Below are 26,735 nucleotides of genomic sequence, written 5' to 3'. Positions count from 1 at the left end.
AATCAGTTTGTAAATTCTATTGCTGGACATTCGTCAAAAAAAGGTTTTATTTCGTATTCAAACATATCAGCAATAAGAATATAATCTTGAATTTCTAATCCACTATTTACTTCGTATAAAAACTCATGAATTTTTTTAGCATTTAATTCACTTTGTAAGTTACTCTTTAAAAAAAAGTCGTTAGCAGTTGTTAACCATATAACTCCTTCACTAAAATTAGTAATTAAATTCATGGCATCCATAATATGATCTTTTCTAAGTAAGTCCGAAATTTCTTGGCAACCTATAGGCAATCTTACTAAATAATTATTGTAACTCTCTACTGTATCTTTTAATAAATCGCTCATTAATTTCATCCTCTTCAACTCTCTATTTTTTTTACTAAGTTCTCTGTATATTTTTTTGATATTATTGCAGCTTCTAGTAATCTAGAATAAAGTTCTTTATTTTGGCTATAAATTCGATTGAAGGTTTCACTTGTTGTTTCACCTTCTTTTTCTTGAAATTTTTTTAAAATATCTATTGTAATAGGATTTATAATTGTGCTCATAGACACTTTAGAGAACAACCTTCCTATTTCCTCATCCACATTTTTCAATTTCCTTAAACTATTATTTGAAAAAGCTACATTGTTTTTATTATTATTCAATTCCTGTAAACCTAAATTTAAAAAACTAATAATTTTATTATAATTTGTCATTTCTTCTTTAATTTTTTCTGTAAATCCATTATAATCATTAATTTCATTAGGAAATAAAATATCCTTTTGAATTTTGTTCCCTACGTGTATTCTGCAGAAATTACTAAAGGTATCATGTTTAAATCCTTCTATAAACACACCACCTTCTGTACAATTATAGATAGAATTTTCATGTTTTACTATACTCACAAGTCTTTCAAAAGTGTCTTTCATTGACAAAAATGCATAATCAGTAAGGACATCTTCGTTATTATAACCCTTAACGTAAAACATCGCTCTTTCTTCTCTATATTGATCATCAATTATCTTATAGTGTTTATTATGCTCGGCATGTGTTTTATTGGAAGTATATGCCAGGTCTTGACCTATCAATGCTATAGGTCCATTTGAGATGTAACTTGCTATGGAAAATGCATAGTTTGCTACAGAGCCTCCACCAAATATGATTGGAACTTCCCTATTTAAAGTATACTCAATATTATCCTTTGAGTTCACAAATTCATTTGAAACGAAAAAGAAACACTTAGAATGAAATGAGTCTCTAATTTTATAATGATTTGTCATACTATATATAAGATGTGGCTTTTTTAACTTTAATTCTTGAAAATGATTGTAATTCTCTATTCCACCATCAACTGAAATTACAAAATCCGGTTCAATTCCATGTGAAAGCAAAGTATTTACAGTTGAACCCGCTGCAATTAACAAGACATTTTCCAATTTTTCTTTTAACATAGGAATTTGTTTTGTTAATGATGGTCCACCTGATGCTATGATAACGGGACAATTAAATTTTTTATTTAATATTTTCACTGAGTAATCCTTCTGAGCCAAGAAGAGATTATTAATATAATTTTTCTGCCAAGTGTCAGCAAAAAAACGAACTGTATTTTCATTTATGATATTTAAATTTAATTTATTTTTGACTAATTTTAATAGTTCTTTGTACTCTTTTGGGAATAACTTATCGTAATTTGGTGAAGAAAAAATAGTGACATTTCTATTATAATTATCAAGGCTTGCTCCCAAATAAGTTCCAAAGTTTTCGTTTGTAAGTTGCTTTATAATAGTTGCTTTATTTGTATTTTTACTATATTTATATAATTCATCTACTAACGGATCCACTACCAATAATGTACTTTTAGCGTCCATTATCGAAAGTAAAGCTTCTGTTATATACCCCAGTCCATTACCAAACAGTATATGGATATGATTTTTTTTAAAATGATTAATGGCTAATTGTTCGGCTTCTTTAACTGGATTATATTTACTATGCAAAAAATATCCGTTTATTCTCAAAGTAAATCCATTTGTTTTAGTTTTAATATTTTCTATTTCAAGATTCACAAATTCCACCTCTTGTTCTATATCGGCGTGAATAAATAAATATCAATAAAAAAACCGAATTCCAAAAAGGAATTCGGTCTTTCATTTACGATTATTGTAATAATTGAAGTACACCTTGTGGTTGTTGGTTAGCTTGAGCAAGCATAGATTGAGCTGCTTGAGTCAAGATATTATTTTTAGTGAAGTTCATCATTTCTTTAGCCATATCTACGTCACGGATACGAGATTCAGCTGCAGTTAAGTTCTCTGATGAAGTTCCAAGGTTGTTGATTGTGTGTTCTAGACGGTTTTGGTTAGCACCAAGTTTTGCACGCTCAGCAGAAACATCATCAATAGCTTTTTGAATAGTAGTGATAGCAGTATCTGCATCTCCTTGTGAAGAGATAGAAATAGCATCTACACCTAAAGCAGTTGCTCTCATATCAGAAATAGCTAGTGTAATACTTTGTCCTTCGTTAGCTCCAATATGGAAGTTAAGTGCAGAAGCTGAACCATTTAATAATTTCTTTGTATTGAATTCTGTATCGCTAGCAATACGTCCAATTTCAGTGATTAATTCTTTAACTTCTTTTTGTAATTCTCCACGGTCAGAAGTTGTATTAGTATCATTTGAAGATTGAACTGCTAATTCACGCATACGTTGTAGAATTGAATGCGTTTCGTTAAGAGCACCCTCAGCAGTTTGGATTAGAGAGATTGAATCTTGAGAGTTTTTAGTAGCCATATCTAAACCGCGAATTTGTCCACGCATTTTTTCAGAGATCGCAAGACCAGCAGCGTCGTCTCCAGCGCGGTTGATTTTGAAACCTGAAGATAATTTTTCTAAGTTTTTAGCAGATGATCCTTGGTTAGCTGTTAAGTTTCTGTGTGTGTTTAAAGCTGAAATATTGTGTTGAATTCTCATTGTGAGATTCCTCCTTGAATTTTGGTTTATTTAGTTCCACATCCTTGTGGAAGTTGTTTGGCAGTATAAGGTCGGCCGCCCCATTTCTGCCTTACATTAGTATTATCGTACAAGTTGAAGATAGTTTAATAGTTTATTAGATATTTTTTTTGGAAATTTGTTCTATTAATGATTGGGAGATATTTAACGCCTCTTTATTTTGCTTTTGTATACTTTCATATACTTCTGATCGGTATACCTTTATATTTTTGGGTGCTACTATTCCCAGCTTTACCTGGTCACCATCTACACTCAGTATTTTCAGTTCTATTTGGTCGCCAATCATTATAGATTCGTCTTTCTTTCTTGAAAGAACAAGCATTATAAAGCACTCCCTTCAATAGGAAACCTAATCGGATAAGTGGTTGCATCCTGTAATACTAATTGTTTAGCAAGTCTATTTTTGGTATTAATCAACAAAGGGGCTTGTAAATTTATTGTGGAACTATGGAATGGATCTCTTAAGGTTACAATGGAGTAAGTGATTAAGTCTTCACTTTTTTCTATTTGCAAGTCCTCTTTATCGTCCTCAGAAATATCAAATGTATAATCATTTTTAAATGCAAAAGGGAAAGCAATAACAAAGCCAATTTCCTGTTCTTTAATTGATTGAAGTACTGCGAAAGGTGAATCCTTTTCTAAGGGTAAGATTACAAACTCCTTTATTTCTTCAAACCCTGGTATTCCATGTGGGAATTGAATAATTTCTTTTTCATCTATTACAATTGATCCTAAAAATTTTGTTTCAATGTTCATAATTCATTACTCCTTTAGACTATGAAGTCAATTTCAATCGTTGGATTTTGCAGCATAAATCCTGATACTTTCCCTGGTGTGTAATCGTAAATTGGTCTATTTATTTGTGCATTTATTGTGGGCTTTTGTGTTTGAACATTTATATCCAGCTTAGCTGGCTCATAATTTAATTTTACTGAACCTACCGATGGAATAAAATCTATACCTAAAGCCTTTTTATGAGGAAATGTGTTTTGTTTAGCAATAGATGGAACTGCATTCGGGTTATGGGCAATATCCATCATTTGGTTTCCTTCCCTAACACGCCTGGCTATCCCTTGCATGACTTTTTTTCGCCCCTCTGCCGCAAAGTTAGAAGCAGATTCGAGGGGTCCTATTAATCCAATATCTCTTCTTGCTTGAGAAGCATCAATTCTCATAATACCACGAGTTGTGTCTATTTCTACAATTGCAGCAGGTTGTTCAATATGTTGAGTTGCCTTCGGTTGTTTAATTGTTTGGTTAGCATTAACGATATTAAGACCTAACTTCGCATCTGTGGTCCGTATTTGAAGCTGTGGAAAATTCATTTGTCTCACCTCGAAAGAAGGCGTTTGAACAGGTTGTCCAAACGCCTTGAATTATCTAATAAAATCTACTAATGTGGATTGAATGATTTTGGCACCTACTGAAAGTGCAGCTTGATGAATTGATTCCTGAGTAATCATTTCTGTGATTACTTTTTCATAATCAATGTCCTCATTATCAGATAGTTGCTTTGTTACAACTACTTCCTGTGTCGCAAGACGATTGATCATCATATCTACCCGATTTTGACGAGCCCCGATATCAGCTCGATTTTCAAGCACTTTATTTTGCACAGTACTTATTGTACTTAAATGATCACCAATTTTACTTCCTAATGTTCCAGTAGGATCTGCTAAATCTTTTTGAATACTTGTTAGCATATCGTCAATTTGAGCAAACATATCAATAGCTTTAGTATTAATATCTAAATTTACTCCGTCATACACTTCAATTTCTACTGAGTTTTTAAAGCCAGCGTTAGCAGAAATAGCTAAATTAGTTAGGCTGTCACCTTCTGTAAAAGTTTGACCAGCAAATTTTCCATTTTCAAAAACAGGACTCAGAGTATTTGTTCCACTAAACAAATATTTTTCTCCAACTTTGGTGTTTGCTAAATCACGAATTTGTAGTTTAATTTGATCTATTTCTTTTTTTAGTTTTTCCCGGTCTTCGTCTGTGTTCGTATCATTTGCAGCATTGGTTACAAGCTCTTGAACACGACGAAGAGCAATTCCAACATGATCAAGGGTATCATCGGAAGTATCTAACCAATTTTCTACTTCCCCCATATTGCGCTTATATTGTTCTACTTTATTTAAATTTGTTCGATAACCTATTCCTTTTACAGCTACTACTGGATCATCTGAAGGACGGCTAATTTTTGACCCCGTATTAATTTGATCCTGTAGTTTCCCCATTTTGGAATAGCTGTTGGAGAGATTACGAAGCATATTACTAGAAAGCATTGATTGTGTTACACGCATTTAAATATCCCCTTTTCTACAAGCCTACTCGACCCATGCCGTTTATTATTTTGTCTAGAGTCTCATCAATTACCGTAATCATACGTGCATTCGCATTGTACGCTTGTTGGAATGTAATCATATTAGTCATTTCTTCATCAAGAGATACTGAACTTACTGAAGCGCGATTATTTGCAACCGTTAAAAGTATCGTACCGGCGTTAGTCGTTAAACGATTCGCTTGCTCACCATCTACCCCAAGTTTACCAATAACTCCTTGATAAAAAGATTGTACCGTTGCGCCATCCAAATCAGTTAACTTATTAAATTTCATGTTTGCTAATTTAATTGCATTTTTTCCGTTTCCTACTTCTCCAACTGCATCTGATGCAGCGATTAAATTAGGGTTATTTATGATATCCTCACGAACATCTATACCTGCAGCTCCTACTCCTGTAAAGAACTCCTGATTAGTGGTACTCAGCGTATTTTCTTCAGCAAGTGTGTATCCTTTTTTATGAACCTCGTTAAATTCCTTAATAAAAGCATTGGCCATATCATTTAATTTATCTAATGTTTCTGGGAAATAACCAGTTGGAGGATTTCCATGTCCAAATGAGTCAATTAGAGAAACTAGTTTTCCTTTGGACGGATCTAATTGTTCATAAGTAATTGTTTGACTGCCCAAACCTGTAATTTTAATCTCCTTAAATCCTGCAGTTAAATCCGTACCATCCAATTTCTTATTAGAAGTATCTAAAGTTTCTAGTTGTGAAAAATCTTTACCTTTTACAAGTTCTACTTTAGTACCATCTTTTAATTTCAGACTAACTGTCAAACTTCCTTCGGCAATCGCTAAAGCGTTACCACCTGAAGCTACTCGTTCAGTTTCAACAGGGAAATATTGGGCTAACTCATCGATTAATGTATCTCTTGCATCATACAAGTCATTTGGCATATAACCATTTGGCTCAATAGCTTGAATTTGTTCATTAATAGAAGCAATTTGTTTTAACATAGAATTAATTTTATCAGTTGATACTTTAATTTCATTCCCTACGTTTCCTTGAATATCGGATAATTGTTTATGTGTATAGTTAAATGAATCTGCTACATGTAAAGCACGTTGTATAACAACTTTACGAGTAGCGGCGTTTTCGGGACTACCACTTAAGTCGTGTAAAGAGCTCCAAAATTGATCGAGCGCAGCATTTAAACCAAAATCAGAAGGCTCTGTTACAATGTCTTCTATTTGGCTAATTGCATTAGAACGTGATTCCCAATAACCTAGCTTTGTAGTTTCTTGTTGATATTGTCGATCTATAAAATTGTCTCTTATTCGTTGTACTGAATGTGCTTGAACTCCTGTTCCAATATGTCCAGCTGTTTTTGGAGCATTCAAGCCAGTTCCCGGATAACCAAGTGTAGCTTCCATATTCACTCGCTGACGTGAGTAACCTAGCGTGTTTGCATTTGAAATATTGTGTCCTGTTGTATAAAGAGCGGACTGCTGTGTGAACAGCCCTCGTTTACTTGCTTCTAGTCCCATAAATGTGGAGCGCATGGGTCAGCCTCCTTAAGCTTGTGAATCGAAGTATGATTTATCCTTGGAAGGACCCTTTACTTCGTTCTTCGAATAATTTATTTGATCTGGCTTTGGTCGTAGCATATCTAATGTTATGTTGACAAATTGTAGTGATTGGAATGTTAGCTTTTGGTTTAGGTCGTTTTGGTCTTTAAGCGTTCCTAATGTGAGAAGAAGCTGGTTTCGTGCAGCACTTAGCTGCTCCTTTTCTTTCTCGGTGTTGGTGTTTTCTAAGACATGGGCTACAGTTGGGTTGTCGATTGGAGCAATTCCTTTTGCTCGAAGGTAATCCGTTACCCCTAATTGACGCTGTTGCTCTAGCTGAGAAATACCGGCTACGTGCGCTTGCTCATCCTTGAGCAGCTTGTTAAGACTGTCCATGTCCCCCGTTTTGATTGCTTCTGTTTTTTTGTATGCAATGTCTAATAAACTTTTGTGAAGCATATTTAAGTTCGTTAGAGAGTGCAGAATATTTTCGATGGACATGCTCGGGTCTCCTTTAGATTTGATAATATTTTAAAATATTTGTAGCTAGCTGCTTCGCATCCACTTTGTAAGTGCCTGCCTCAATTTCTGCTTTAAGAGCTGCAACGCGCTCTGCTTGATTGACCTCTATCGGTGATTTCGTCTGCATGCTTTTTGCAGCAGATGAGATTTCAAGTTGATCAGCGGCTTGCTTCATCGTTTGTTGTGTTTTTCCTACTTGCATTTGATTGCGTTGGTATGGATTGATTTGATTGACACCATGGTTGGTGATTTTCATATACATTCCCCTTTCGTTCATAAAATTGTCTATTGTTTATTTCGGTTTATTTTCGCGAGTGTTTAGAGTTCTTTTGAAGGAAATGATTGGAATAGGCAAAGAGTCTTATTATACGAGCATCATAAACTTTTTGTAGGTCTATTGAACTATAAAGAAAACTCCCACACTAGGTGAGAGTTATTTCTGGTCCTTATAATAAACTGCTTCTTGGTTGTTTACTTTTTCTCGGAATTCTTTTGCTGCATCAAACTGGCGTAAACCTGACTTTAGCTCCTCAGTGCATTTCCCACAGAGCTTTCCTACCTGAGTCAATTTACCACAGCTGTCACATGGATACCCAAGGTTCGGGAACATCGCTGGCTGTAGTCTCCCTTTACGAACCCATTTATGTAAAAGCGACTCTTCCACTCCGGTTGCTTCTACGATACGTTCTACGGTAGCAGCTCGATTTTCTCGTTTTCTTAAAAATCGATAGACTATTTCATATTGCTTTTCCTCATTCATTGCACAAGGATTACATACTTCTCTTAACCCAGTATAGTTAAAAAACTCGCCACATGTTGGGCAATTCTTTAGCTCTCCCATGACCATACCTCCACTATTTCTGCTAGTTATGTATTATATCGGCAGATTAGCCTTTTATTAAAGTGATGGCCTCCACGCTCTTAGCACCCGCGTCCTTCAGTATTTTCGCAGCCTGGTGGACGGTAGCGCCAGTAGTGTATATATCATCGAATAAAATATAGTGCGTTGCTTCGACATCATGGATCAGTTCGAATAAATTCTCTGCTCCCAAACGTTCCTTTTTCGACTTTTTCCCTTGCTCGCTGGGAGTAGACTTGATAAGAAGATTCTGGAATGGTATGTCTGCATGGTTTAATAACTCCTCCACTTGAGAAAAGGTTCTTTCCTTTAACTTCTCTGGGTGCATTGGAATGGGTACTACTATTCCATGCATAGGTAGTGCTTTTATTTCCCCTGCAAAAACGTTAGCAAGTGCAACATCCTGAAGAAACTTATATTGGTGAAGATAGTCTTTCATCGCTTCATTGTAAGTAAAAATGGAGGTTACTTGATCGACAGCCCCCTCGTATGTCGTTCCAATAAAATCGGAGAAATCAAGCACAGCTTCTGCTTTTTCAAAGTTTTGCCGGCAACGGTCACAGCAAGCACTCTCCGTTTCATAGAGGAATAGCCTCCTCCAAGTCGCAGGGCGTGAAAACCTACTTCCACAAATTAAACAGATGATAGCTCATTCCACCTCTCAATCTCTTCTTTTGCCTCATCCATCGCGTGACTGATCCCATGATGAAAGAACACAATATCCCCATCAGGATAGGAGCTAGAACGCCCTACTCTTCCGCTTATTTGAATTAGTGCGCTAGCAGTGAAAATGGCCTTTTCTGCTCCCACTACCGCAACATGAACATTTTCTATCGTGATTCCTCTTTCTAGAATCGTTGTTGTTAATAGACCTGGAACCTTCTTTTCACGGAGCTGCATGACCCGTTCCTTTCGCTCAGGATGCTCGGCGTGAACCCTAGGTAGGTCTCCAGGGAATTGCTCAAGCATTTCTATCGTTGGCAGGAATACGAGAAATGGGAGGTTATTTTGGATTTTATCATCCATCCATTGCTGCAGCTTTTTTGGTACTTTACCTTTGTTTAATTGTCTCTGGTAGCCCCATAGACTATCGAATCGTGGGACTGGCAATGGATGTCTGTGATATCGCCTAGAAAGAATGGAATGGTTAGTTGTTTGTAGTGAGTCTGTTGGTGTGGCTGTGACGTAGTGAATGGCGGCATCTGGCTTTGCTGCTTTGACAACGGCTTGCTGAAGGGTTTTGTCTGCGTAGTACGGAAAGGCATCCGCTTCATCTACAAAGACAACGTCAAAGGCATGCTCGAAGCGATATAGCTGATGAGTTGTTGCTAAAATTAATGTGGCAAAGCCTTCCTGGTCTGGAGCTCCTCCATAAAGGGCATGAATAATTGTTTTAGGGAATACCTTTTGAAATCGAGGGAACAGCTCTAAAATGACATCTGTTCTTGGCGCAGCAACACATACACGTTTACCAGCCTGTAGAGAGGTATAGATCGATGGGAAGAGCAGCTCTGTTTTACCTGCTCCACAAACTGCATGCAAGAGGTGGGATTGGTTGTTTTGAACACTGCTGAGAAGCTCCTCACTTGCCTTTTGCTGTAGCGGCGTTAGCTGACCGTTCCAGTTAAAAACGTCCTTTGTCATTCCATATGCTGGCTCTTTTGCCCACGTAATTAGCTCAGAACAGCTGCTAACTCGTCCCATGCGGATGCAATGGCGGCAATAGGTACAGGTTTTATTACAACGGGAACATGGAAATGAATAAAATAGGTATGGGTTTGTGTTGTGGCATCGATTGCAGATATGCTTGTTTGATTGGAAAATTGAGTGGGATTGTACTGTTTCTATTCCTGGCTTGAGGTGAATGTGGCCGCTGCGGATATGGTCGTCAATGACCTCGCGCGGAAATGGTGTGTGCGCGCGAAGCCATATGCGTCCAGTGAGAAATTGTTGTAATTGCTCGTTCATCATTACGATTCGACGTGGTACCAGCCTAGCCCCATGGATCCTTCTCCAAGGTGCGTACCGATAACCGGTCCAAAGTAGCTAATCGTAAATTCAACGTTTGGCATGATTGCCTCGAGAAGTATCTTCCATGCATTAGCCTCTTCTTCGTTGTTTGCATGAATGATGGTAGCCTTGATTTTATCGTATTTTTTAGAGTCTTCTTCTAGCATGTCTGCAATTCGCTTCATCGCTTTTTTGCGTGTACGAACTTTTTCAAAAGGAACGATGACTTTATTTTCAAAATGAAGGATTGGTTTCACTTGAAGAACTGAACCAATAACACGCTCAAAGCCATTTAGGCGACCTCCGCGGTGAAGGTGATCCAGGTTATCTACCATGAAATACGCACGCATGGACTGCTTCATTTTGTTCAGCTCTTGGAGAATTGCTTCAGGCGTTTCTCCTGCCTGTGCCATTTCAGCAGCACGTATTACGTAGAAGCCTTGTACCATACAAGAAATCTCTGTATCGAATGTGTGGACATCGATTCCCTCTACCATTCCGCCTGCTTGCTCAGCTCCAGCTAATGTCCCGCTAATACCACTAGATAGATGAACCGAAATGATGGAGTCATAATCCTTCTCCAAATTTTCGAAGGTGGTTACGAAGTTTCCTAGAGACGGTTGTGAGGTTTTTGGAAGTGCTTTTTCATTTCTGATTTTATCGTAAAATTCTGTTGTATTAATATCTATTTCTTCTCTATAAGTCTCGTTTCCTATCACGACACTTAGAGGAACCATTTGAATATTCAAGCTTGCTCGTATTTCTTCAGGGATATACGCTGTGCTATCCGTTACTACTACCGTTTTCGTCATATAAGAAATCACTCTCCTAACTCTAGTTTACTTAATCTGGATAGGAAAAGAAAGCATAAAAAGACCCCAACCATGATATTTATCATATACGTTGGGGAAGTGGTTCATTATTCAGATGTTTCGCCTATGAAATAGACACTTGTTACCAACCACTTGCCTTCTTCCTTCGCAAAAACAGTCACCTGGCGACCATTTCGATCAAGCTTAGCACCTGATCCGGGCTCATGAAGGGCAATATGAAGATTAGAGTAAACCTGCGCCTCTTTATCGTTATATTCGATAATAGTGACATCTTCGGCTGTACGTACCGTATCATAATTTTCGAAGGTTTCGATTACCATCTTTTTATCGTCCTCATAGTTGAAGCCCTCTGGTTTTTTAGAGATTACACTCAAATAGCGGTCGATATCCTCAGCGTTAAATGCTTCTATATATTCGTTGAATGCATTTAATACTGCCGTTTTTTCTTTTTCAGGTACATTCGTTGCTTCTTCCACATTTCCGTCAGAAGACATTTCGAAGCCTACGTCTGATTTGTCCTTAACGCCATGATCTAGTGCTGATTCTGACTGTGATGGAGCACCATCATTTACAGATCCAGCCTCTGAATTTACTTCTTCTTTATCGTTACAAGCAGCAAGTACTAATATAATTGCTGCTAGAGAAAGTCCTTGTATTATAAGTTTCATCTGTTTCCCTCCTGCTGTTGGTTATTTTGTCATAGTTAGGACGAAAACTCAACGAATAAGTTTCGATATTCAAAATAATGGAATTTTCAGACGTTTGAAGTAAGATATATGTAGAATGGAGGTGAATAAATTTATTGTACCCAACCCAGAAGATTTTATTAAAAAGATTGTCGTTGGAGCATGAGCAATTTACGTTCGTCACCGAGGATATCCGGCGGAGTGAAGCCGGAGAGCGCGGTGAAGATCGGTTACTCGGGAAGCTCGAGGAATTAAGATTAGAAGGAAACTATCATATATTTTCCAATGTAGGTTTGTTGTTGGATGAATGGAAAATACAGATTGATTGTTTAATAGTGAGTGACCGCTGCTGTATGGTAATCGAATCCAAAAACATGAACGGCAATTTGTATTTTAAAGATGAAGAGTTTTATAAAGAAGTAGATGGAATTGAAACTCCCTTCCCCAATCCCTATTTTCAATTAACGCGTAATATCCGCTTCATGAAAGAATTTCTTCGAAATGTATGCCCCACCATGAAGGTGACCGGCGCCATCATCATGACCGCCAAGTCCAGTCGCATCCGCGAAAAACCCTCCAACTATCCAATTTTCAAACTAGAAAGCATGATCGAGAGAATCTATCAAATGCATGGTAATGGATTGAGCGAGCCAATTGACTCTGCGAAGTTTGAGGAAATTGTTTCTTTGATTGAGCGAAGTCTATCACCATATGTCATGCCCCCTTTATGCGAATATTATCGAATCGCTCCGGGAGACTTGCTGCGTGGAGTCGAGTGTCCAAGCTGTGGAGCGTTTGGAATGCAACGACAATACTCTACATGGAAATGCGGGAAGTGTGGGGTTACTGATCGAGGTGCGCACATCGCAGCCGTTTATGAATACTTCCAATTAATAAATACGAAGATAACAATCAAAGCTTTTCGTGATTTCTGCAAAATAGATTCTAAATACGCTGCTTCGCGTATGTTAAATAATATGCCTGAATTACAAGCCTTTGGTAAGGCAAATAGAAGATATTTTAAATTGAAAGATAAGTTGTGAGGAGTTATATTAGAGTATTTTTTTAGCACCAGTTCGAGTTGTTTGCGCAACACTTGGACCATTTGGCGCAATACTTTCTCTCGTTTGCGCAACACTTGGACCATTTGGCGCAACACTTTGGGGCTTTGGCGCAACACTTTCTCCCGTTTCCGCCACACTTCGGGAGTTTACCGCAACTCTTTATTTTTCTGCAACACTTCATGCCTATCCCGCAACACTTGGACCATTTGGCGCAACACTTTCTCCCGTTTCCGCAACACTTCGGGAGATTACCGCAACTCTTTATTTTTCTGCAACACTTCATGCCTTTCCCGCAACACTTGGACCATTTGGCGCAACACTTTCTCCCGTTTCCGCAACACTTCGGGAGTTTACCGCAACTCTTTATTTTTCTGTAACACTTCATGCCTTTTGCGCAACACTTGGACCATTTGGCGCAACACTTGACCCATTTGGCGCAATACTTTCTCTCGTTTCCGCAACACTTCGGGAGTTTGCCGCAACTCTTTATTTTTCTGCAACACTTCATGCCTTTCGCGCAACACTTGATCCATTTGGCGCAACACTCTCTCCCGTTTCCGCAACACTTCGGGAGTTTGCCGCAACTCTCTATTTTTCTGCAACACTTCATGCCTTTCGCGCAACACTTGACCCATTTGGCGCAACACTCTCTCCCGTTTCCGCAACACTTTGGAAGTTTTGCGCAACACTTAATTTATCTGCTAGCCCCTTCTCCCTTTGTAAAACCAAAAACCCCTCCAGAAAAAAATCTGGAGGGGCATACATATTACACACTATATTAATCTATTATAGTATTATCGAACTTCAACCCAACCGTTTTTAATGCCGGTTACTACGGCTTGGGTACGGTCGTTTACGTTCATTTTTTGAAGAATGCTGGATACATGGTTTTTAACTGTTTTTTCGGAGATGAATAGTGTTTCTCCAATTGTACGGTTGCTTTGTCCGTCAGTTAGTAATTGTAGTACTTCGCATTCGCGCTTCGTTAGTAAGTGGAATGGGCGACGGATTTCCGTTTGGTGGAAGTTTCCTTTGTTTTCGCGTTCACTTAGACGACGGAATTCTGATACTAGATTACGAGTTACTTTTGGGTGTAGGTAAGAGCCACCTTTAGCTACTACTTTGATTGCTGAAACGATTGCCACAGCATCCATTTCTTTTAACATATAGCCTAATGCACCAGTTTTCAATGCGTGAGATACGTAAGATTCATCATCATGGATAGAAAGCATGATTACTTTTGCTTCTGGGAATTTTTCGATTAGTTCTTCTGTAGCGTCTACGCCGTTTTTGGTTGGCATGTTAATGTCCATTAACACTACGTCTGGTAAGTTTTGCTCATATAAGCGTAGAACGTCATTGCCGTCGCTACCTTCTGCTACTACTTCAAATGAATCTTCAAAGTCTAGTATTCTCTTTACTCCCTCACGGAAAAGTTGGTGATCATCTATAATGATAATTTTTGTCATTGGTCATTTCCTCCTATTAAAAAAACAGCTATAGTTTCTATTCCTCATTTATTGGAATACTAAACAAAATAGTAGTTCCATCTCCTGGGGACGATAAAATTTTCATCGAACCCTCTAGTAAATCGACTCTCTCTTGCATACCGATCAAGCCGAATGATTTTTCTTTTACCACTTTTGGATCAAAACCGACTCCATTATCCTTCACGATAATGTTCATCTTATGTTTCACCCATTCTACCTTCACCCATGCTTCTGAAAACTGACCGTGTTTTAGTCCGTTCGTCAGACATTCTTGAATTAAACGGAAAATGGCTACTTCAAATTTGGGCTGAATTCGTATTTCTTCTCCATATGTTTGAAAATGTATTTTCTTTGTGGGATTGTATTCTCCCGTAGTGGCAATGTATTTTCGGAGCGTCGGGATTAAACCTAGGTCATCTAGGGCCATTGGGCGTAAGTCATAGATAATGCGACGTACCTCCGAAAGTGCTTCGCGCACAGTGCTCTTCAATTCGATAATTTCCTTCATGGCCTCTTCTCCACCACGCTGCTGATACGTAAGATTGATTAAATCAGTTCTTAGTAAGACGTTTGCTAGCATTTGGGCAGGACCATCATGGATTTCTCGTGAAAGGCGTTTTCTTTCTTCTTCTTGTGCTTCAATAATTTTCAGTGTAAAATCCTGTTTAATTTTTGCGTTTTCAAGTGCTTCTCCCACTTCCTTTAAATCTGAAGTAAGATAGTTGATGACAATGTTGACTTGATTGACAAGCTGGTCTGCACGTTCTATCATTTCTAATAGTCCTTGCAACCTTCGTTCTAGTTCATCTCTACGCTGTCTCAGTTGTTTTTCTTCATTACGTTTGATTAAAAGATTAATTTGAAGCTCATTTGCATTTTCGTAAGCGCTACGTACTTGCGGTTCATCGTATGAGTTAAAATTCTTCGAAACCTCTGCTAATCTATTACGAGCAAGTCTCGACTTTGCCTCAAGCGAGTCTCCTTCCAGAATGACGGCCTCAATGCTTCCACGAATTATTTCTAACTCAACTTTCATTTCCTCGAAGCTTTGACGACTTTGTTCGCTTATAATAAATATATCCTTTTTCGAATGATCCATTACTTCGACCATTCGATCGAAAATAACATCTAACGATTGCAATTCAAGATTCTTGTTCGTCATCTGTTTTTTCTCCTTTAGACATTTAACATGAGTCTTCATTCATTTTTACTGACAAATTCTATTATAGCACTAATTAACTAAAATTAAATTAAAATTAGTTTACAAGTATGTTTCAAAGCATTTAGGAGGGAAATTTATTATGAGAAACAATTATCAAACAATTAAGGGATACGCACAAAGTGAAATTATTATTCAAAAGTCCCGATTTATAACTTATATACAACGAGCTGAGACAGAAGAGGAAGCACAAGATTTTATTAATAGTATCAAACAAAAGCATAAAGATGCTAATCATAACTGTTCTGCATACATAATTGGCGAGCATGATCACATTCAAAAAGCGAATGATGATGGCGAACCAAGTGGTACTGCTGGGGTCCCGATGCTTGAAGTCCTTAAGAAAAGAGCACTAAAAGATACTGTCGTAGTAGTTACACGGTACTTTGGAGGTATTAAGCTTGGGGGTGGGGGCCTTATTCGGGCTTATAGTAAAGCGACTACGGAAGGCATCGAGGCAGCAGGCGAAGTAGAATGTCAGCTCCATCATTTAATGAAAGCTTCTATTGACTATACATGGCTAGGTAAAGTTGAAAATGAAATTAGAAACTCCGTCTATCCTCTAAAAGAAATTGCTTACGCAGATTTAGTGGAAATATATGTATACACCAAAGCCGAAGATGAGTTAAAATTTTTAGAGTGGGTAACAGAAATAACAAACGGCCAAGCAAAAATCGACATTGTCGAAAAAGTATTTTTGGAGTTTGATGTCGTTTGATTTATAATTAGGTAGAGGAGTGATGGAAAAAGATGAAAAAATTCTCAATTTTACTTGTGTTACTATTCGGCTTAAGTATTGCTCCTGCAATTACTTTTGCAGCTGATTGTCCAGATAAAGTCACTTGGGATGGCGTTGAGCTGAAAAAAGGACAGATTGGTAGAGTGCTTATCCAACAGCCGACAACGATTTATAAAAACAATAATGGCAACTTTGAACCATTCCGAACAGTAAAGCCTGGAGATAATTATCGAGTCTATGCTAACAAGTCAACATATTATCACCTTGGTGGCGGATTAGTGATTAAGGACGATACATCGATTATTTATCAAACACCATCTAAATCTAAACTTAGCCAATTAAATTGCACACCTGCTCCGACAACTTCTTTTATGATTGGTGATTCCATTTCAACAGTCACCAATAAGCTCGGTGCTGCGAAGAAAACAGTCGCTAACGAATTTGGAGCAATTACTGGGATTTACCATAACAATTACGACAAATTTTATGCGATCAGTACACTTAGCAATAAAATATCTTCTTTATATACAAAGGATAAAAGCTTTCAAGTTAACGGAATTTCCGTTTCCAATACAATCAGTCAGCTCGAGAACAAATTTGGTAAAAGCTATGAAACAAGTGGAAATACGTACCCAGTAGAGATTATCACTTACTCGACACCAAAATATGAAGCAAACTTCTTCATAGACGTCCATAACGACAATAAAATCTCAGCTATTTACTTAGTAGACTACCAACTAATAAACAATAATCCAAATTTATATCCCAAAAAGTCTACAACACTAGAAACAGGTTACGAGAATCTTTTATTTGATTTAATCAATGCAGAAAGAAAAGCTCATGGCGTACAAGTTTTACAATCGGCTCCAAAGGCAGCGGATGTAGCGCGCAAGCATAGTGCGGATATGGGCAAGAACGATTATTTTAATCATAATAATCTTAAAGGTGAATCACCTTTTGACCGTTTAGAAAAAGGTGGCGTACAATTTAGAAATGCCGGAGAAAATATTGCGATGGGATACACGGATCCATATTTTGCCCATGAAGCATTAATGAATTCACTAGGCCATCGAAAAAATGTAATAAACACTGCCTACACCCATGTAGGAGTGGGTGTCTACTTTGTGAAATGGACACATGGCTCCATTCCTTATTACACTCAAAATTTTATAAAACCTTAATAACTAGTAGAGTGTAGACAAAGTCTCGTATTTTGGCTTTGTCTACACTCTTTTTAAATGACATCACGAATAACGAGGGAAATTATATGAAGAAAAATTTAGGAACCGCATTTGGTATATTACTAGTAATTGTTGGTGTACTTGCCACACTTATTGTCTCCATGGCAGCAGAAATTGGAGTCCTATTGCTAGTTGGCATTGAATATGATCATTGGTCGAATCTAATTTGGTTTATTATCATTTATGGAGTTATTGAGTTCGTCATAATTATGGCAGTTGATGTATTGATTGAAGGTAAGTCGGATAATCATCAGAAATTCCATAAGTTTTTTAGTTATATGATTGTATCATTTATACTTATTATGACCGTTTCGTTTTTCCTAGATTCCATCTACTTACCGGTAACGGGAGCTGTAATTTTTGCTATCGCCTCAGCTGCAATATATTTATTGTTTAGCTTGTGGGATAAAAAAGATATAAGCGAAGACTAATAAAACTCTTTTCATATGTCTTTGCAGAAGTACTGAAAGAATGGATAATACCTCACGACGCTAAAAAATGCTTATACATTGATATTACTCCCCCTGGCGGGATGTTGTTGTCTCAACATCACGTTTTCAACGTTTCCCTATAATTACCAGGCATAATACTAATGATTGATTTTATAGGTTACTTATGAAAAAGCAACTGTAGCTTCTTTAACGCAAAAGCAGCCCACTTTAAGGTACTACTTTCCCTGTGATTGTAGCAGCAGGCGGCGACTCCAACGGGATGAGTGAGACAGATAAGACATCACAACCACGCGCGAAAGCGTTGGGTGATGGCTTATCGCTCACCCCGTGGAAAGCGTCCGCCTAAAGCAAAAATCGGCTATTTTCTATTCACCTATATTCCATTAAGCGATAAGCAATTATTTATATATAAAAAGCAAGAACGTTGATTCCTCAACGTTCTTGCTTTTTGCTTTATTAATATTTTTCAATCGTTACACCCTGATAGTAATGCTTGAGTATGCGATCGTATGTCCAGCCAGCTTCTGCTCGAGCTTTGGCACCATATTGACTCATACCGATACGATGTCCGTAGCCTTTTCCGTTGACCGTCACAGATTGAATGCCCGTTTGTACAGTATCTGTGTTCACAGTACCGCTACTAGTTTGGATGCTTACCGCTCCTTCTGGAATCGTTACAATACCGTTAGCTGTTTGAACGGAAACACCAGTCAGCGAATCCACAGGAGTTGTTCCATTAGCCTGTTGAACAGTAATATCATTTACTCCTCCACCAGTTGGTTTTGTAAATGCAACGTCAAACCAGCTTGACTTCAAGGATTTGTTGCTTGCATCTAAGAAAACATTACGCATTACTGTTTCATTTCCTGTAATAGTTTTCTCTCCTGCAGAGGTTACAGCTGTTACTGCTGTAACTTCACCATTTGCTCCACCTTTTGTCAGCTTAATATCTAAAAGCTGATCCGCCCTGCTAAAACCAAACTTCGTCAAAATATTAGTGACCGGAATTTGTACAGACCAGTTTTTGTATGGGGATTGCTCAATCGAATCATCCACAGATATAAATTGTGGTACCTGCGTAGAATCCCATACATCACCAATATTTGCTGTTTTCCCACCACTAGTTGAAAAATAAAATGCTTCCACAAGTTTTCCTTTATACTTAACTACTAAATCCTTAGTAGCATCTACTGCTGCATTTGTGTTTTTATGCTCAGATGTATAGCCTTTATACATTTGATCCTTAGTGGTATTGCTTAAGATGCCAGCTTTGCTTAGCGTGTAGCTACGGGCTGCTATCGTTTGAGCTTTTAATGCTTCAAGATGCCAGGAAGCAAAAGACTCATTAGGAATAACGCCCTTTAAGTAGTTTTCTAAATCTAGTCTATTCACAATTTGGACGTTAGTTCCTGATTTCACGACATTGAAGCTTCCTCTATATTGCGAGCCGTTTGGTGTCTTACCGAGTGGCTGAGAGACAACAGACGCTACAGTTGCGTCCTTGGCAGGTACCCAGGAGGAAACCCCCTGTTCATCCGTAATGGAATACCAAAGCTCTCCATTTCCATTCGTAAACTCCGTTACATATTTTGCCCCTTGGAACGGTTGATAGGATTTTACAACCCCATAATCAGCGGTTGCACCCTTTCTTCCTTCTACAGGAGCTCGAAATACAACTATTTTTTCATTTCCTGTAAGTGCATGTAAGGCATAGCCTTTGGAAGAGTACATAGTTGCCCCCATTTGATAAATGGAAACCTCCCCATTAACCTGAGAAAATGTTATAGGTGTATTAGGCAGTGCAAAGAACATTTCTTTAGTTGTAAGATTTTCTAACTTATATACCCCATTTAAAGACAAGGAAGTTGTAAAAGTATTGTGTACCTCGACTTGTATTTGCTTCGAATAGGTCTCCTGCTTATATGCAAGTGCTGTATTGGCTGACGCAAAGCTTAATGAAACAGCCGCTAATACTGCTACAAATTTTTTATTCAATTATCTCACCTCAGTTAACGTACTTAGTACCCAACCTTTGTTTCCTTTTGGGGATTGAACATTGTACCACGTTTCACCTTTTGCATTTTTAAAAGAACTTATGTATTTTAAAGAAGTTCCTTTTGCTACTAGTTCGATAGAAGCATAGCTAGTTGTAGCGCCTTTACGGATGTTCACTGCTTCTTTTGCACTAACAGAGCTTGGTGTTACATTACTTGGCTTTGTTGTTGTAACGTCTCCAGAGTGAACCCACCCTTTTACAGTTGAAGATACTTCTACTCGGTACCATAGGTTTGCTCCCGTACCGTGCTGATCAATTACATTTAATGATTTGTTTGCTGTAAATGTTGCAAGTACCTTGTAATTACGTGTAGCTCCACTATGAACCTTCACGCTGCTAGCATTTGTGTATACAACTGAAGGTAAAGTACCAGGTGTAGGTGTGTCAGGTGTTGATGGAATAGGCGGAATTACTGTGCCACCCTCTGAAACTGCTTTTTGCAGTTGTTTAATCATAGCGTCCTGCTCAGCAACTTTCTTTTCTAAAGTTGTTACTTTTGAATTTAACGGATTCAATTGAGATTGCACCCAATCAACTGAAGCTAATAGTAGATTAGAATTTGCATTCGTAGTGGTCGGTGTATTAATGGCAATTAGAAAGCTTAAACCTAATACAACCCCAATCGTTGTAAGTATTTTCTTTTTCATTTTTTGTCTTCCTTCCTATCTTTTTATTGTTTTATCGCTAGAAATGACTAATGACTAATGACCCAATATTTCGACAAAGAATTTTTTCAAAAAAATGGCCGATATGTCCTAGGAATCACTCCTAGGATATTTATCGGCATAATTTCCTATTACTTAACAATTATTGATTAAAGAAGTCTTGTAGTCCTTTACGAATACCTACCGCTGCTTTTTTGCGGAAGGAATCGGAGGCTAATAATGCCTCTTCCGATGGATTAGAGATAAATGCAAGCTCCACTAACACAGAAGGAATCTCATTCATGCGGTTAACATAGAATGATTGTTGTTTTACTCCTCTATTGTAGGTACCAACCTCTTTGACTAGATTTGCTTGAACGCTTTTCGCTAGTGTAAAACTCTTTGGACCGTTAAAGTTAACTGACGTATTGTAATAAGTAGTAGTTCCTTTAGATGTGGATGAGAATGAATCCGCATGGATACTGATAAATGCATCATAATCAGAAGCATTAGAAATATCAGTTCTCTCTTTTAGTTCTAAAAATACATCGGTACTACGTGTTAAGGTTACAATCGCACCTGCTGCCTCTAGCTCTGCCTTCAAGAATTTAGCAGTGCCAAGGTTAACATCTTTCTCTCTAGTGCCTTTAGGACCTACTGCTCCCGGATCCTTAGCTCCATGACCTGCATCAATAATGATTTTCTTACCAGCTAAGCCTTTGGTAACAACCTTGATCGTTAACTCTTTATCGTAATCTCTTATTGTATACGTATAGTTAGGATCAAATGTAACAGTTAATACCGAAGTACCTCCTGATACTGTATCTACCTTCATGCTTTTTACTCCCTTTAAGCCGGAAGCGATTGTATTAATACTAGATAGATTACCATTAATTTTTAATACATTTGCAGATGGCATTGTATAAGTTATCTTAAAATTAGTAGGTTTTGTCCATACTAAATAATTTTGTCCGTTACGCACTTCAGTTCTTCCATTAATAAGAGAGACTGGTGATGCATCGGATACTAAGGAAGCTTGAATCCAACCACGTTTTCCACTTTGTGTTTCAACATTTAACCAGCTGTTTAAAGTACGTAAGATTCTTAAAGGAGAGCTAGCTGTGACAGACTCTACCTTTTTAGAGGTGGCACTTGCACTGCTGAATACAGTAGACGCTTTTGTTGCATATTTTGTAGGTATGTTATCACTTACCTCAAAGTCAGGAATCCAACCTTCGACTGCCCCTGCTTTAATATGTAACCAATTAGTTCCGTCTGTACCATTTATCTTATTTAATACCGTGAATGCTGTATCTTTAGGAAGCCCCTGTAAAACGGCAGAGTTAAATTTACTATCTGCGTATACCAAAGCATTATATCTTTTAATAGTTCCAGTTTCTCCATTGCCTGGAGTGACTACTGGGGGCTCTATTGTGCTATCCACTATGTTTACTACAGATTCATGAAGCCATGCTTCTCCACTAGTTGTGCCAACCTTGTACCATTTTTCATTGTTTGTATCTAATGCATAATGGGTAGAGATAAAAGAGTCGTTTAATCTAGATTGAGTAACAACATCATAGGACATATTAGGGCCTGAACGCATATTAGCGACGGAAACAGAAACTACTAGATTTGTATTTTGTTCTATAACTTGTCCACTATCTGGCGTTTCAGTTGGTGGTGCTTCTGGTGAAGTAGAAACACTATCGAATGCTTCCCCAGATATCCAGCCTTTTTTGCCCGTTGCATAAGTTACTTGATACCACTTTTCTTTTGCAGCATTTGTAAATTCCTGATGGACTGCTAACTTTGTTCCTACATTAATAGTTGCAACAACTTTATAGCTTTTAGTTGCCCCTGAATGTACAGTAGAAGCTTTTACAACTGTCTTAGAATCACTTGTTGCTTCTTCAAAAGCAGTAGCTTGGATCCAACCCTTTTTCCCAGTTGCATAGGTTACTTGCATCCACTTTTCTTTTGCAGCATTTGTAAACTCTTGATGAACAGTCAATGTAGTGCCGGCTTTGACAGTAGCAACTGTTGCATAGCTTTTAGTTGCCCCTTTATGGACCGTCGATTGATTTACTACCTTCATAGAGGTACCAGTCTCTCCATTAGTAGCATTCAATAAAAATAGATCTGATAAAACCCACCCTTTTTTCCCCTGATATTCTACATTAAACCAAACTTCTTTTTGAGCGTTTGTAAAACTACTTAAAATTTTCAAGGAAGTTCCAGATGGAACAGTAGACAATATTTTGTAGGAAGTAGTTGCACCGCTTCTCATATGAGCTGCAGATTTCCCTATTTTTTGTGAAGAACCAACGTAAGAATTTCCATTAGTAGTAGAGTTTCCTCCTACAGCATTTGAAACCTCTTTTACGTAATCGCTTATTACCCAACCGGACATAGAATCGGCCTTTACTTTATACCATAATTCACCGCTAGCATTTGTAAAGCGGTCAATTATAGTAACTAGCTGTCCATTTTGGACTTTTCCAATGCTATTGTAGCTAGTAGTAGCTCCTTTTCTAATATTGACATTGTTATTTGTAATTAGGCCTTTAGTAGATTGTTGAGTAGACGCAATTGCTGTGTTCGAGGCAGCATACGTGTAAACTGTATCACTTGTCAGAAGATTAATGGGCAAAAGGACAGAAGTTGCTAAAACAGATGATGCGATTACTTTTTTCATTTTTTCCTCCCTGAAAACGTGTATTTTCTACATTTTAATGCAAATTTTACTATAAAACAATCCAACAAATGTATTAATAGACATGAAATATACTCGAGGAATAGAAAAAAGAGTAAAATGAGGAGTCCATATGGACTCCTCATTTTACTCTCCAATTGTTAAATCAGTTACTTTAGTTGATTTTTTTGAATCAGTTTGGGCATTATTACCGAAATCTTTTAAGTTTAGTTTTAGTTGCTCACTAAGTTCCTCTAAACCTTCTTCATCTGGTATGAAATAATAGACGCCTCTACGTGTATCATCTACCCCTTTAAGCTGAAGCTGCTCGATTGGTGAAGACTTAATCTTTTGGTATGTCTTAATTAGACCAAGATATTCGGAAGAAGGAATATTAGTTTTCACATTATTTCCTATATCTTCAATCATATCATCTATTTTAGTAATATTTGATATGCTCGTGCCTCTATCAATTATTTCTTTAATTACTTGCTTTTGTCTATTATTACGACCAAGGTCACCTTGCGGATCGCTTTTTCTCATACGTACATAAGCAAGAGCTTCGTTACCGTTAAGTTCCATAGGGCCTTCTGTGTACGTTTTCCACTTTAAGCTGCCTGTTAACTGTGCTTTAAATGTAAATGGCACCTCTACATCAATTCCACCTACCGTATCAACGATATCTTCAAAGCCTTGGAAGTCTGTCGAAACATAGTAATCTATCGGAATATCTAACATCTCTTCAATTGTATTGATCGTATAGTTAATACCACCATTCGCGTAGGAATGGTTTATCTTATCGTTATACCCTAGGTCAGGAATATAAACTCTTGTATCACGTGGTATACTTACCATGGATATCTTATTTGTCTTAGGATTTACTGTTGCAACTAAAAGCACATCTGAACGGCCATATTTAGCTTTTTCTTCATTCTCAATACCGGCCAATAAAATAGTAAACGCTGAATCTTCTGCCTTCGCATTGTCGAACTTCTCTATTGCCTCGTTTTGTTCTTCCTTTTCACGATCTAGTGGCTCATAGATTTTGTTAACAGCGTTCTTTGTCTGAAACGACAAATTAGTAGCAAATACGATAACTCCAGACAATAACACCATCGCAACGATCAGTACAGTATATAAAATTTTTCTTCTCGTCTTGTTTTTTCTCTTGTTTTGACGTGAAGTAGTCATAATAATTCCCTACTTTACTTTTAAATTTTATCTTACCAATTATACATAATTTAACGGATGGTGTATATCGTAAAGAATATTACTTTTGAGTAATATTTTGTAACAAGTCATTTACAATTGTAGTCCAGCTATATTCGTCTTCTGCTAATCGTCTACCGTTTTCTTCCATAGCTTTTCTATCATTTACCTTCATTTCTACAAATTCAAACATTTTTTCAGACATTGAGTCAACATTTTCTGGTTGAGCTACTAATCCTATATTATTTTCTGTAATGATTTTTGCACTTTCCCCTTTACCACAATATAGCACTGGTACTCCAGATGCTGCTGCAGGGAAAATTTTCGATGGACGTGCGCCCTCAAATAATTGTATGTCACGAAGTGGAACTATACTTACATCTGTTACTGAAAATAATTTTGGCATTTCCTTCAAAGGAAGATGTCCTAAAAATGTAGTGTTTTGTAAACCAAGCTCATCCTTCAATTTATGAAGCTTTTCTTCTTCTGGTCCTGCTCCTGCAATAAGAAAGTGAGCATGTGGAACGGTTTCCTGCATTTTTTTCGCTGCATACAAAATAAACTCAAGCCCTTGAGCGTATCCAAGGTTTCCTCCGTAGGCAAAAACAAACTTACCCTGTAAGCCAAACTTTTCTACATACTCTTCATTCTTTTCCTGAGGATAGAAGAATTTTGTATTAACTCCATTAGGTAATACAAATACTTTTTCCTCTGGCTGAGAGTGGTTAATGATGTATGACTTAATACCATCCGTGGCAGTTGCGATTTTCCAAGAATGCTTATAAAGAAAGGATTCCAGAATTTCTGCAAGCTTAATAAACATTTTATTTTTTACAAGCCCAAGCTTAACAGCCGACTCTGGCCAAACATCCGCTACGTTAAAAACGAACTTGGCTCCTTTTAGTTTTGCCCCAATTAACCCAGTCAATCCTAGAAAGATCGGTGGAGAATTGACAATAATAACGTCCACTTTCCCTGTTTTCATTAACCCAAAGAACGAACTAAAGGTAAATGAAAAATAGGAAACAAGGCGTTTCCAAAACGACCCTTTTTTAGATGGATAAATCCAAGTTCGGTGAACCGGGATGTCATCCCATTTTTCAAACTCATATTTTTTCCCTTTATATTCATCTGGAATAATTCCGTGTGGATGATGAGGAAACGCGGTAACTACCTGAATATCATGTCCTTGAGCAAGTAATTCCTTACTAACTTCATATACACGAATTTGAGGTGCACCTGTTTCTGGTGGAAAATGTTGACATAAATATACAATACGCATCGCAATCACCGTTTAATCTTTCAATTTATTCTTCAAGTAAGCAAGTAATGGTTCCTTTAAATCGTCACGCTTTAATGCAAAGTCAAATGTTGCCTGCAAAAACCCAAACTTGTCTCCAACATCATAACGCTTGCCTTCGAACATATAAGAATAGATGGATTCTTTTTTCAGTAAGGCATCAATAGCATCTGTAAGCTGAATTTCACCTTTTGCATCCGGCTGTACTTTTTCAAGTTCTTCAAATATGCCAGGAGTCAAAATATAGCGTCCAACTATAGCTTGATTGGACGGAGCATCTTCAATAGCAGGTTTCTCTACTAGTCGTTTAACTGAGTATAAGTCGTTTTCCGCTGCACTATAATCGACAATTCCATATTTGTTTACATCTTCACTTGGAACTTCATTTACGCCTAAAATACTGCTATGTACTTCCTCATACTTGGCAATCATTTGTTGAAGTGCTGGGACTTCTGAATCGATGATGTCATCTGGAAGCAATACTGCGAATGGTTCGTTGCCTATGAATTTTTTAGTGCAAAGAATGGCATGTCCTAATCCAAGTGGTTCTTTTTGTCTCATGTAATGGATGTCCACCAAATTAGAGATGTTCTCCACTTGTTCTAATAACTCTAGCTTGCCCGTATTTTTAAGCAATAACTCCAGTTCAATGGATTTATCAAAATGATCTTCCATAGATTTTTTGTTTCGTCCAGTAACGATGATAATATCTTCAATCCCTGAAGCTATAGCTTCTTCGATAATATATTGTAAATTTGGTTTGTCTACAATTGGAAGCATTTCTTTTGGCAATGCTTTTGTAGCTGGTAAAAACCTTGTACCAAAGCCCGCTGCAGGAATGACTGCTTTCTTAATCATATAATTCACCTTT

Annotated in this window: 28 protein-coding genes; 4 read left to right on the top strand and 24 right to left on the bottom strand. The window is 37.5% G+C overall.

What is annotated here, in order from left to right:
• Nucleotides 1–2: 2 nt before the first annotated feature.
• The 15 genes from NSQ95_RS04805 to NSQ95_RS04735 all read right to left on the bottom strand — a co-directional run bounded on the left by NSQ95_RS04805 (nucleotide 3) and on the right by NSQ95_RS04735 (nucleotide 11,737).
• Complete coding sequence (locus tag NSQ95_RS04805) at nucleotides 3–347, bottom strand: hypothetical protein (protein ID WP_340862768.1); 345 nt, start codon at nucleotides 345–347, stop codon at nucleotides 3–5.
• A 14-nt stretch (nucleotides 348–361) separates the two neighbouring features.
• Nucleotides 362–2,047 carry a 6-hydroxymethylpterin diphosphokinase MptE-like protein gene (locus NSQ95_RS04800; protein WP_342560432.1) on the bottom strand — a complete coding sequence of 562 codons (1,686 nt, stop codon included), beginning with the start codon at nucleotides 2,045–2,047 and terminating at the stop codon, nucleotides 362–364.
• Between the two features lie 91 nt (nucleotides 2,048–2,138).
• Nucleotides 2,139–2,951: a flagellin gene (locus tag NSQ95_RS04795; RefSeq protein WP_342560431.1), complete on the bottom strand. Its 813-nt coding sequence runs from the start codon at nucleotides 2,949–2,951 to the stop codon at nucleotides 2,139–2,141.
• A 136-nt stretch (nucleotides 2,952–3,087) separates the two neighbouring features.
• Nucleotides 3,088–3,312, bottom strand: a complete 225-nt coding sequence (gene csrA / locus NSQ95_RS04790) for a carbon storage regulator CsrA (RefSeq protein WP_340884753.1) — start codon at nucleotides 3,310–3,312, stop codon at nucleotides 3,088–3,090.
• Nucleotides 3,312–3,746: a flagellar assembly protein FliW gene (gene fliW / locus NSQ95_RS04785; protein WP_342560430.1), complete on the bottom strand. Its 435-nt coding sequence runs from the start codon at nucleotides 3,744–3,746 to the stop codon at nucleotides 3,312–3,314. The genes csrA and fliW overlap by 1 nt, the downstream gene beginning before the upstream one ends.
• A 14-nt stretch (nucleotides 3,747–3,760) precedes the next feature.
• Nucleotides 3,761–4,315 (bottom strand): DUF6470 family protein, encoded by a 555-nt coding sequence (locus NSQ95_RS04780; protein WP_342560429.1) that lies wholly within the window; start codon nucleotides 4,313–4,315, stop codon nucleotides 3,761–3,763.
• 51 nt (nucleotides 4,316–4,366) lie between these two features.
• Nucleotides 4,367–5,296, bottom strand: a complete 930-nt coding sequence (gene flgL / locus NSQ95_RS04775) for a flagellar hook-associated protein FlgL (protein ID WP_340884762.1) — start codon at nucleotides 5,294–5,296, stop codon at nucleotides 4,367–4,369.
• Between the two features lie 16 nt (nucleotides 5,297–5,312).
• Nucleotides 5,313–6,839 (bottom strand): flagellar hook-associated protein FlgK, encoded by a 1,527-nt coding sequence (gene flgK, locus NSQ95_RS04770; RefSeq protein ID WP_340884766.1) that lies wholly within the window; start codon nucleotides 6,837–6,839, stop codon nucleotides 5,313–5,315.
• Between the two features lie 12 nt (nucleotides 6,840–6,851).
• Entirely contained in the window at nucleotides 6,852–7,346 is a 495-nt protein-coding gene (locus NSQ95_RS04765; RefSeq protein WP_340884768.1) for a flagellar protein FlgN, read from the bottom strand.
• Between the two features lie 13 nt (nucleotides 7,347–7,359).
• Nucleotides 7,360–7,623 (bottom strand): flagellar biosynthesis anti-sigma factor FlgM, encoded by a 264-nt coding sequence (gene flgM, locus NSQ95_RS04760; RefSeq protein WP_340884770.1) that lies wholly within the window; start codon nucleotides 7,621–7,623, stop codon nucleotides 7,360–7,362.
• Between the two features lie 177 nt (nucleotides 7,624–7,800).
• A complete protein-coding gene (locus NSQ95_RS04755) occupies nucleotides 7,801–8,208 on the bottom strand; it encodes a TIGR03826 family flagellar region protein (RefSeq protein ID WP_342560428.1) in 408 nt (135 codons plus the stop codon).
• Between the two features lie 46 nt (nucleotides 8,209–8,254).
• Entirely contained in the window at nucleotides 8,255–8,749 is a 495-nt protein-coding gene (locus NSQ95_RS04750; protein ID WP_342560427.1) for a ComF family protein, read from the bottom strand.
• A gap of 110 nt (nucleotides 8,750–8,859) precedes the next feature.
• Complete coding sequence (locus tag NSQ95_RS04745; RefSeq protein WP_342560426.1) at nucleotides 8,860–9,870, bottom strand: DEAD/DEAH box helicase family protein; 1,011 nt, start codon at nucleotides 9,868–9,870, stop codon at nucleotides 8,860–8,862.
• 326 nt (nucleotides 9,871–10,196) lie between these two features.
• Nucleotides 10,197–11,048, bottom strand: a complete 852-nt coding sequence (locus tag NSQ95_RS04740) for a DegV family protein (protein ID WP_342560425.1) — start codon at nucleotides 11,046–11,048, stop codon at nucleotides 10,197–10,199.
• A 107-nt stretch (nucleotides 11,049–11,155) separates the two neighbouring features.
• On the bottom strand, nucleotides 11,156–11,737 hold the full coding sequence (locus tag NSQ95_RS04735; protein ID WP_342560424.1) for a nuclear transport factor 2 family protein: 582 nt from the start codon (nucleotides 11,735–11,737) through the stop codon (nucleotides 11,156–11,158).
• Between the two features lie 134 nt (nucleotides 11,738–11,871).
• On the opposite strand from NSQ95_RS04735, the gene NSQ95_RS04730 reads away from it, so the two are divergent.
• Entirely contained in the window at nucleotides 11,872–12,798 is a 927-nt protein-coding gene (locus NSQ95_RS04730; RefSeq protein ID WP_342560423.1) for an NERD domain-containing protein, read from the top strand.
• Nucleotides 12,799–13,169: 371 nt separating this feature from the next.
• On the opposite strand, the gene NSQ95_RS04725 is transcribed toward NSQ95_RS04730, so the two are convergent.
• From NSQ95_RS04725 to NSQ95_RS04715, 3 genes are all read right to left on the bottom strand, one after another.
• On the bottom strand, nucleotides 13,170–13,454 hold the full coding sequence (locus NSQ95_RS04725; protein ID WP_342560422.1) for a hypothetical protein: 285 nt from the start codon (nucleotides 13,452–13,454) through the stop codon (nucleotides 13,170–13,172).
• Nucleotides 13,455–13,613: 159 nt separating this feature from the next.
• Nucleotides 13,614–14,288, bottom strand: a complete 675-nt coding sequence (locus tag NSQ95_RS04720) for a response regulator transcription factor (protein ID WP_251552765.1) — start codon at nucleotides 14,286–14,288, stop codon at nucleotides 13,614–13,616.
• A 37-nt stretch (nucleotides 14,289–14,325) separates the two neighbouring features.
• Complete coding sequence (locus NSQ95_RS04715) at nucleotides 14,326–15,471, bottom strand: histidine kinase (RefSeq protein WP_340884786.1); 1,146 nt, start codon at nucleotides 15,469–15,471, stop codon at nucleotides 14,326–14,328.
• Nucleotides 15,472–15,610: 139 nt separating this feature from the next.
• Here NSQ95_RS04715 and NSQ95_RS04710 point away from each other — a divergent pair, with 139 nt between their 5' ends.
• The 3 genes from NSQ95_RS04710 (at nucleotide 15,611) to NSQ95_RS04700 (ending at nucleotide 17,939) form a co-directional block, all read left to right on the top strand.
• A complete protein-coding gene (locus NSQ95_RS04710; RefSeq protein ID WP_340884789.1) occupies nucleotides 15,611–16,246 on the top strand; it encodes a YigZ family protein in 636 nt (211 codons plus the stop codon).
• Nucleotides 16,247–16,278: 32 nt separating this feature from the next.
• Entirely contained in the window at nucleotides 16,279–17,448 is a 1,170-nt protein-coding gene (locus NSQ95_RS04705; protein ID WP_340884793.1) for a CAP domain-containing protein, read from the top strand.
• An 86-nt stretch (nucleotides 17,449–17,534) separates the two neighbouring features.
• Nucleotides 17,535–17,939 (top strand): histidine kinase, encoded by a 405-nt coding sequence (locus tag NSQ95_RS04700; protein WP_342560421.1) that lies wholly within the window; start codon nucleotides 17,535–17,537, stop codon nucleotides 17,937–17,939.
• Nucleotides 17,940–18,416: 477 nt separating this feature from the next.
• Here NSQ95_RS04700 and NSQ95_RS04695 read toward each other — a convergent pair whose 3' ends face one another.
• The 6 genes from NSQ95_RS04695 to galU all read right to left on the bottom strand — a co-directional run bounded on the left by NSQ95_RS04695 (nucleotide 18,417) and on the right by galU (nucleotide 26,722).
• Complete coding sequence (locus NSQ95_RS04695) at nucleotides 18,417–19,955, bottom strand: SpoIID/LytB domain-containing protein (RefSeq protein WP_342560420.1); 1,539 nt, start codon at nucleotides 19,953–19,955, stop codon at nucleotides 18,417–18,419.
• The gene (locus NSQ95_RS04690; RefSeq protein WP_340884799.1) at nucleotides 19,956–20,663 is read right to left on the bottom strand and encodes an SH3 domain-containing protein; all 708 of its coding nucleotides are present in this window, start codon (nucleotides 20,661–20,663) and stop codon (nucleotides 19,956–19,958) included.
• Nucleotides 20,664–20,823: 160 nt separating this feature from the next.
• On the bottom strand, nucleotides 20,824–23,358 hold the full coding sequence (locus NSQ95_RS04685) for an SH3 domain-containing protein (protein WP_340884802.1): 2,535 nt from the start codon (nucleotides 23,356–23,358) through the stop codon (nucleotides 20,824–20,826).
• A gap of 144 nt (nucleotides 23,359–23,502) precedes the next feature.
• Nucleotides 23,503–24,546: an LCP family protein gene (locus tag NSQ95_RS04680; protein ID WP_340884804.1), complete on the bottom strand. Its 1,044-nt coding sequence runs from the start codon at nucleotides 24,544–24,546 to the stop codon at nucleotides 23,503–23,505.
• Nucleotides 24,547–24,625: 79 nt separating this feature from the next.
• Nucleotides 24,626–25,846 (bottom strand): glycosyltransferase family 4 protein, encoded by a 1,221-nt coding sequence (locus tag NSQ95_RS04675; RefSeq protein WP_340884805.1) that lies wholly within the window; start codon nucleotides 25,844–25,846, stop codon nucleotides 24,626–24,628.
• A gap of 12 nt (nucleotides 25,847–25,858) precedes the next feature.
• On the bottom strand, nucleotides 25,859–26,722 hold the full coding sequence (gene galU / locus NSQ95_RS04670; protein WP_340884807.1) for a UTP--glucose-1-phosphate uridylyltransferase GalU: 864 nt from the start codon (nucleotides 26,720–26,722) through the stop codon (nucleotides 25,859–25,861).
• Nucleotides 26,723–26,735 lie beyond the last annotated feature (13 nt).

This window comes from Psychrobacillus sp. FSL W7-1457, from assembly GCF_038593405.1.
Taxonomy (GTDB): Bacteria; Bacillota; Bacilli; order Bacillales_A; family Planococcaceae; genus Psychrobacillus.
The sequence above is the reverse complement of the archived record's forward strand: the minus strand, read 5'-3'. Positions and strand labels throughout refer to the sequence as shown.

Bases quoted from the DNA above. Each gene is read 5' to 3' on its own strand.
- NSQ95_RS04710 (WP_340884789.1), top strand. From the start codon at position 15,611: ATGAGAAACAATTATCAAACAATTAAGGGATACGCACAAAGTGAAATT.
- NSQ95_RS04675 (WP_340884805.1), bottom strand. From the start codon at position 25,846: ATGCGTATTGTATATTTATGTCAACATTTTCCACCAGAAACAGGTGCA.
- NSQ95_RS04705 (WP_340884793.1), top strand. From the start codon at position 16,279: ATGAAAAAATTCTCAATTTTACTTGTGTTACTATTCGGCTTAAGTATT.
- csrA (WP_340884753.1), bottom strand. From the start codon at position 3,312: ATGCTTGTTCTTTCAAGAAAGAAAGACGAATCTATAATGATTGGCGAC.
- NSQ95_RS04740 (WP_342560425.1), bottom strand. From the start codon at position 11,048: ATGACGAAAACGGTAGTAGTAACGGATAGCACAGCGTATATCCCTGAA.
- flgK (WP_340884766.1), bottom strand. From the start codon at position 6,839: ATGCGCTCCACATTTATGGGACTAGAAGCAAGTAAACGAGGGCTGTTC.
- fliW (WP_342560430.1), bottom strand. From the start codon at position 3,746: ATGAACATTGAAACAAAATTTTTAGGATCAATTGTAATAGATGAAAAA.
- NSQ95_RS04755 (WP_342560428.1), bottom strand. From the start codon at position 8,208: ATGGGAGAGCTAAAGAATTGCCCAACATGTGGCGAGTTTTTTAACTAT.
- NSQ95_RS04720 (WP_251552765.1), bottom strand. From the start codon at position 14,288: ATGACAAAAATTATCATTATAGATGATCACCAACTTTTCCGTGAGGGA.
- NSQ95_RS04805 (WP_340862768.1), bottom strand. From the start codon at position 347: ATGAGCGATTTATTAAAAGATACAGTAGAGAGTTACAATAATTATTTA.
- NSQ95_RS04685 (WP_340884802.1), bottom strand. From the start codon at position 23,358: ATGAAAAAAGTAATCGCATCATCTGTTTTAGCAACTTCTGTCCTTTTG.
- flgM (WP_340884770.1), bottom strand. From the start codon at position 7,623: ATGAAAATCACCAACCATGGTGTCAATCAAATCAATCCATACCAACGC.
- NSQ95_RS04715 (WP_340884786.1), bottom strand. From the start codon at position 15,471: ATGACGAACAAGAATCTTGAATTGCAATCGTTAGATGTTATTTTCGAT.
- NSQ95_RS04725 (WP_342560422.1), bottom strand. From the start codon at position 13,454: ATGGGTCAAGTGTTGCGCGAAAGGCATGAAGTGTTGCAGAAAAATAGA.
- NSQ95_RS04780 (WP_342560429.1), bottom strand. From the start codon at position 4,315: ATGAATTTTCCACAGCTTCAAATACGGACCACAGATGCGAAGTTAGGT.
- galU (WP_340884807.1), bottom strand. From the start codon at position 26,722: ATGATTAAGAAAGCAGTCATTCCTGCAGCGGGCTTTGGTACAAGGTTT.
- NSQ95_RS04745 (WP_342560426.1), bottom strand. From the start codon at position 9,870: ATGACAAAGGACGTTTTTAACTGGAACGGTCAGCTAACGCCGCTACAG.
- NSQ95_RS04700 (WP_342560421.1), top strand. From the start codon at position 17,535: ATGAAGAAAAATTTAGGAACCGCATTTGGTATATTACTAGTAATTGTT.
- flgL (WP_340884762.1), bottom strand. From the start codon at position 5,296: ATGCGTGTAACACAATCAATGCTTTCTAGTAATATGCTTCGTAATCTC.
- NSQ95_RS04735 (WP_342560424.1), bottom strand. From the start codon at position 11,737: ATGAAACTTATAATACAAGGACTTTCTCTAGCAGCAATTATATTAGTA.
- NSQ95_RS04765 (WP_340884768.1), bottom strand. From the start codon at position 7,346: ATGTCCATCGAAAATATTCTGCACTCTCTAACGAACTTAAATATGCTT.
- NSQ95_RS04690 (WP_340884799.1), bottom strand. From the start codon at position 20,663: ATGAAAAAGAAAATACTTACAACGATTGGGGTTGTATTAGGTTTAAGC.
- NSQ95_RS04680 (WP_340884804.1), bottom strand. From the start codon at position 24,546: ATGACTACTTCACGTCAAAACAAGAGAAAAAACAAGACGAGAAGAAAA.
- NSQ95_RS04795 (WP_342560431.1), bottom strand. From the start codon at position 2,951: ATGAGAATTCAACACAATATTTCAGCTTTAAACACACACAGAAACTTA.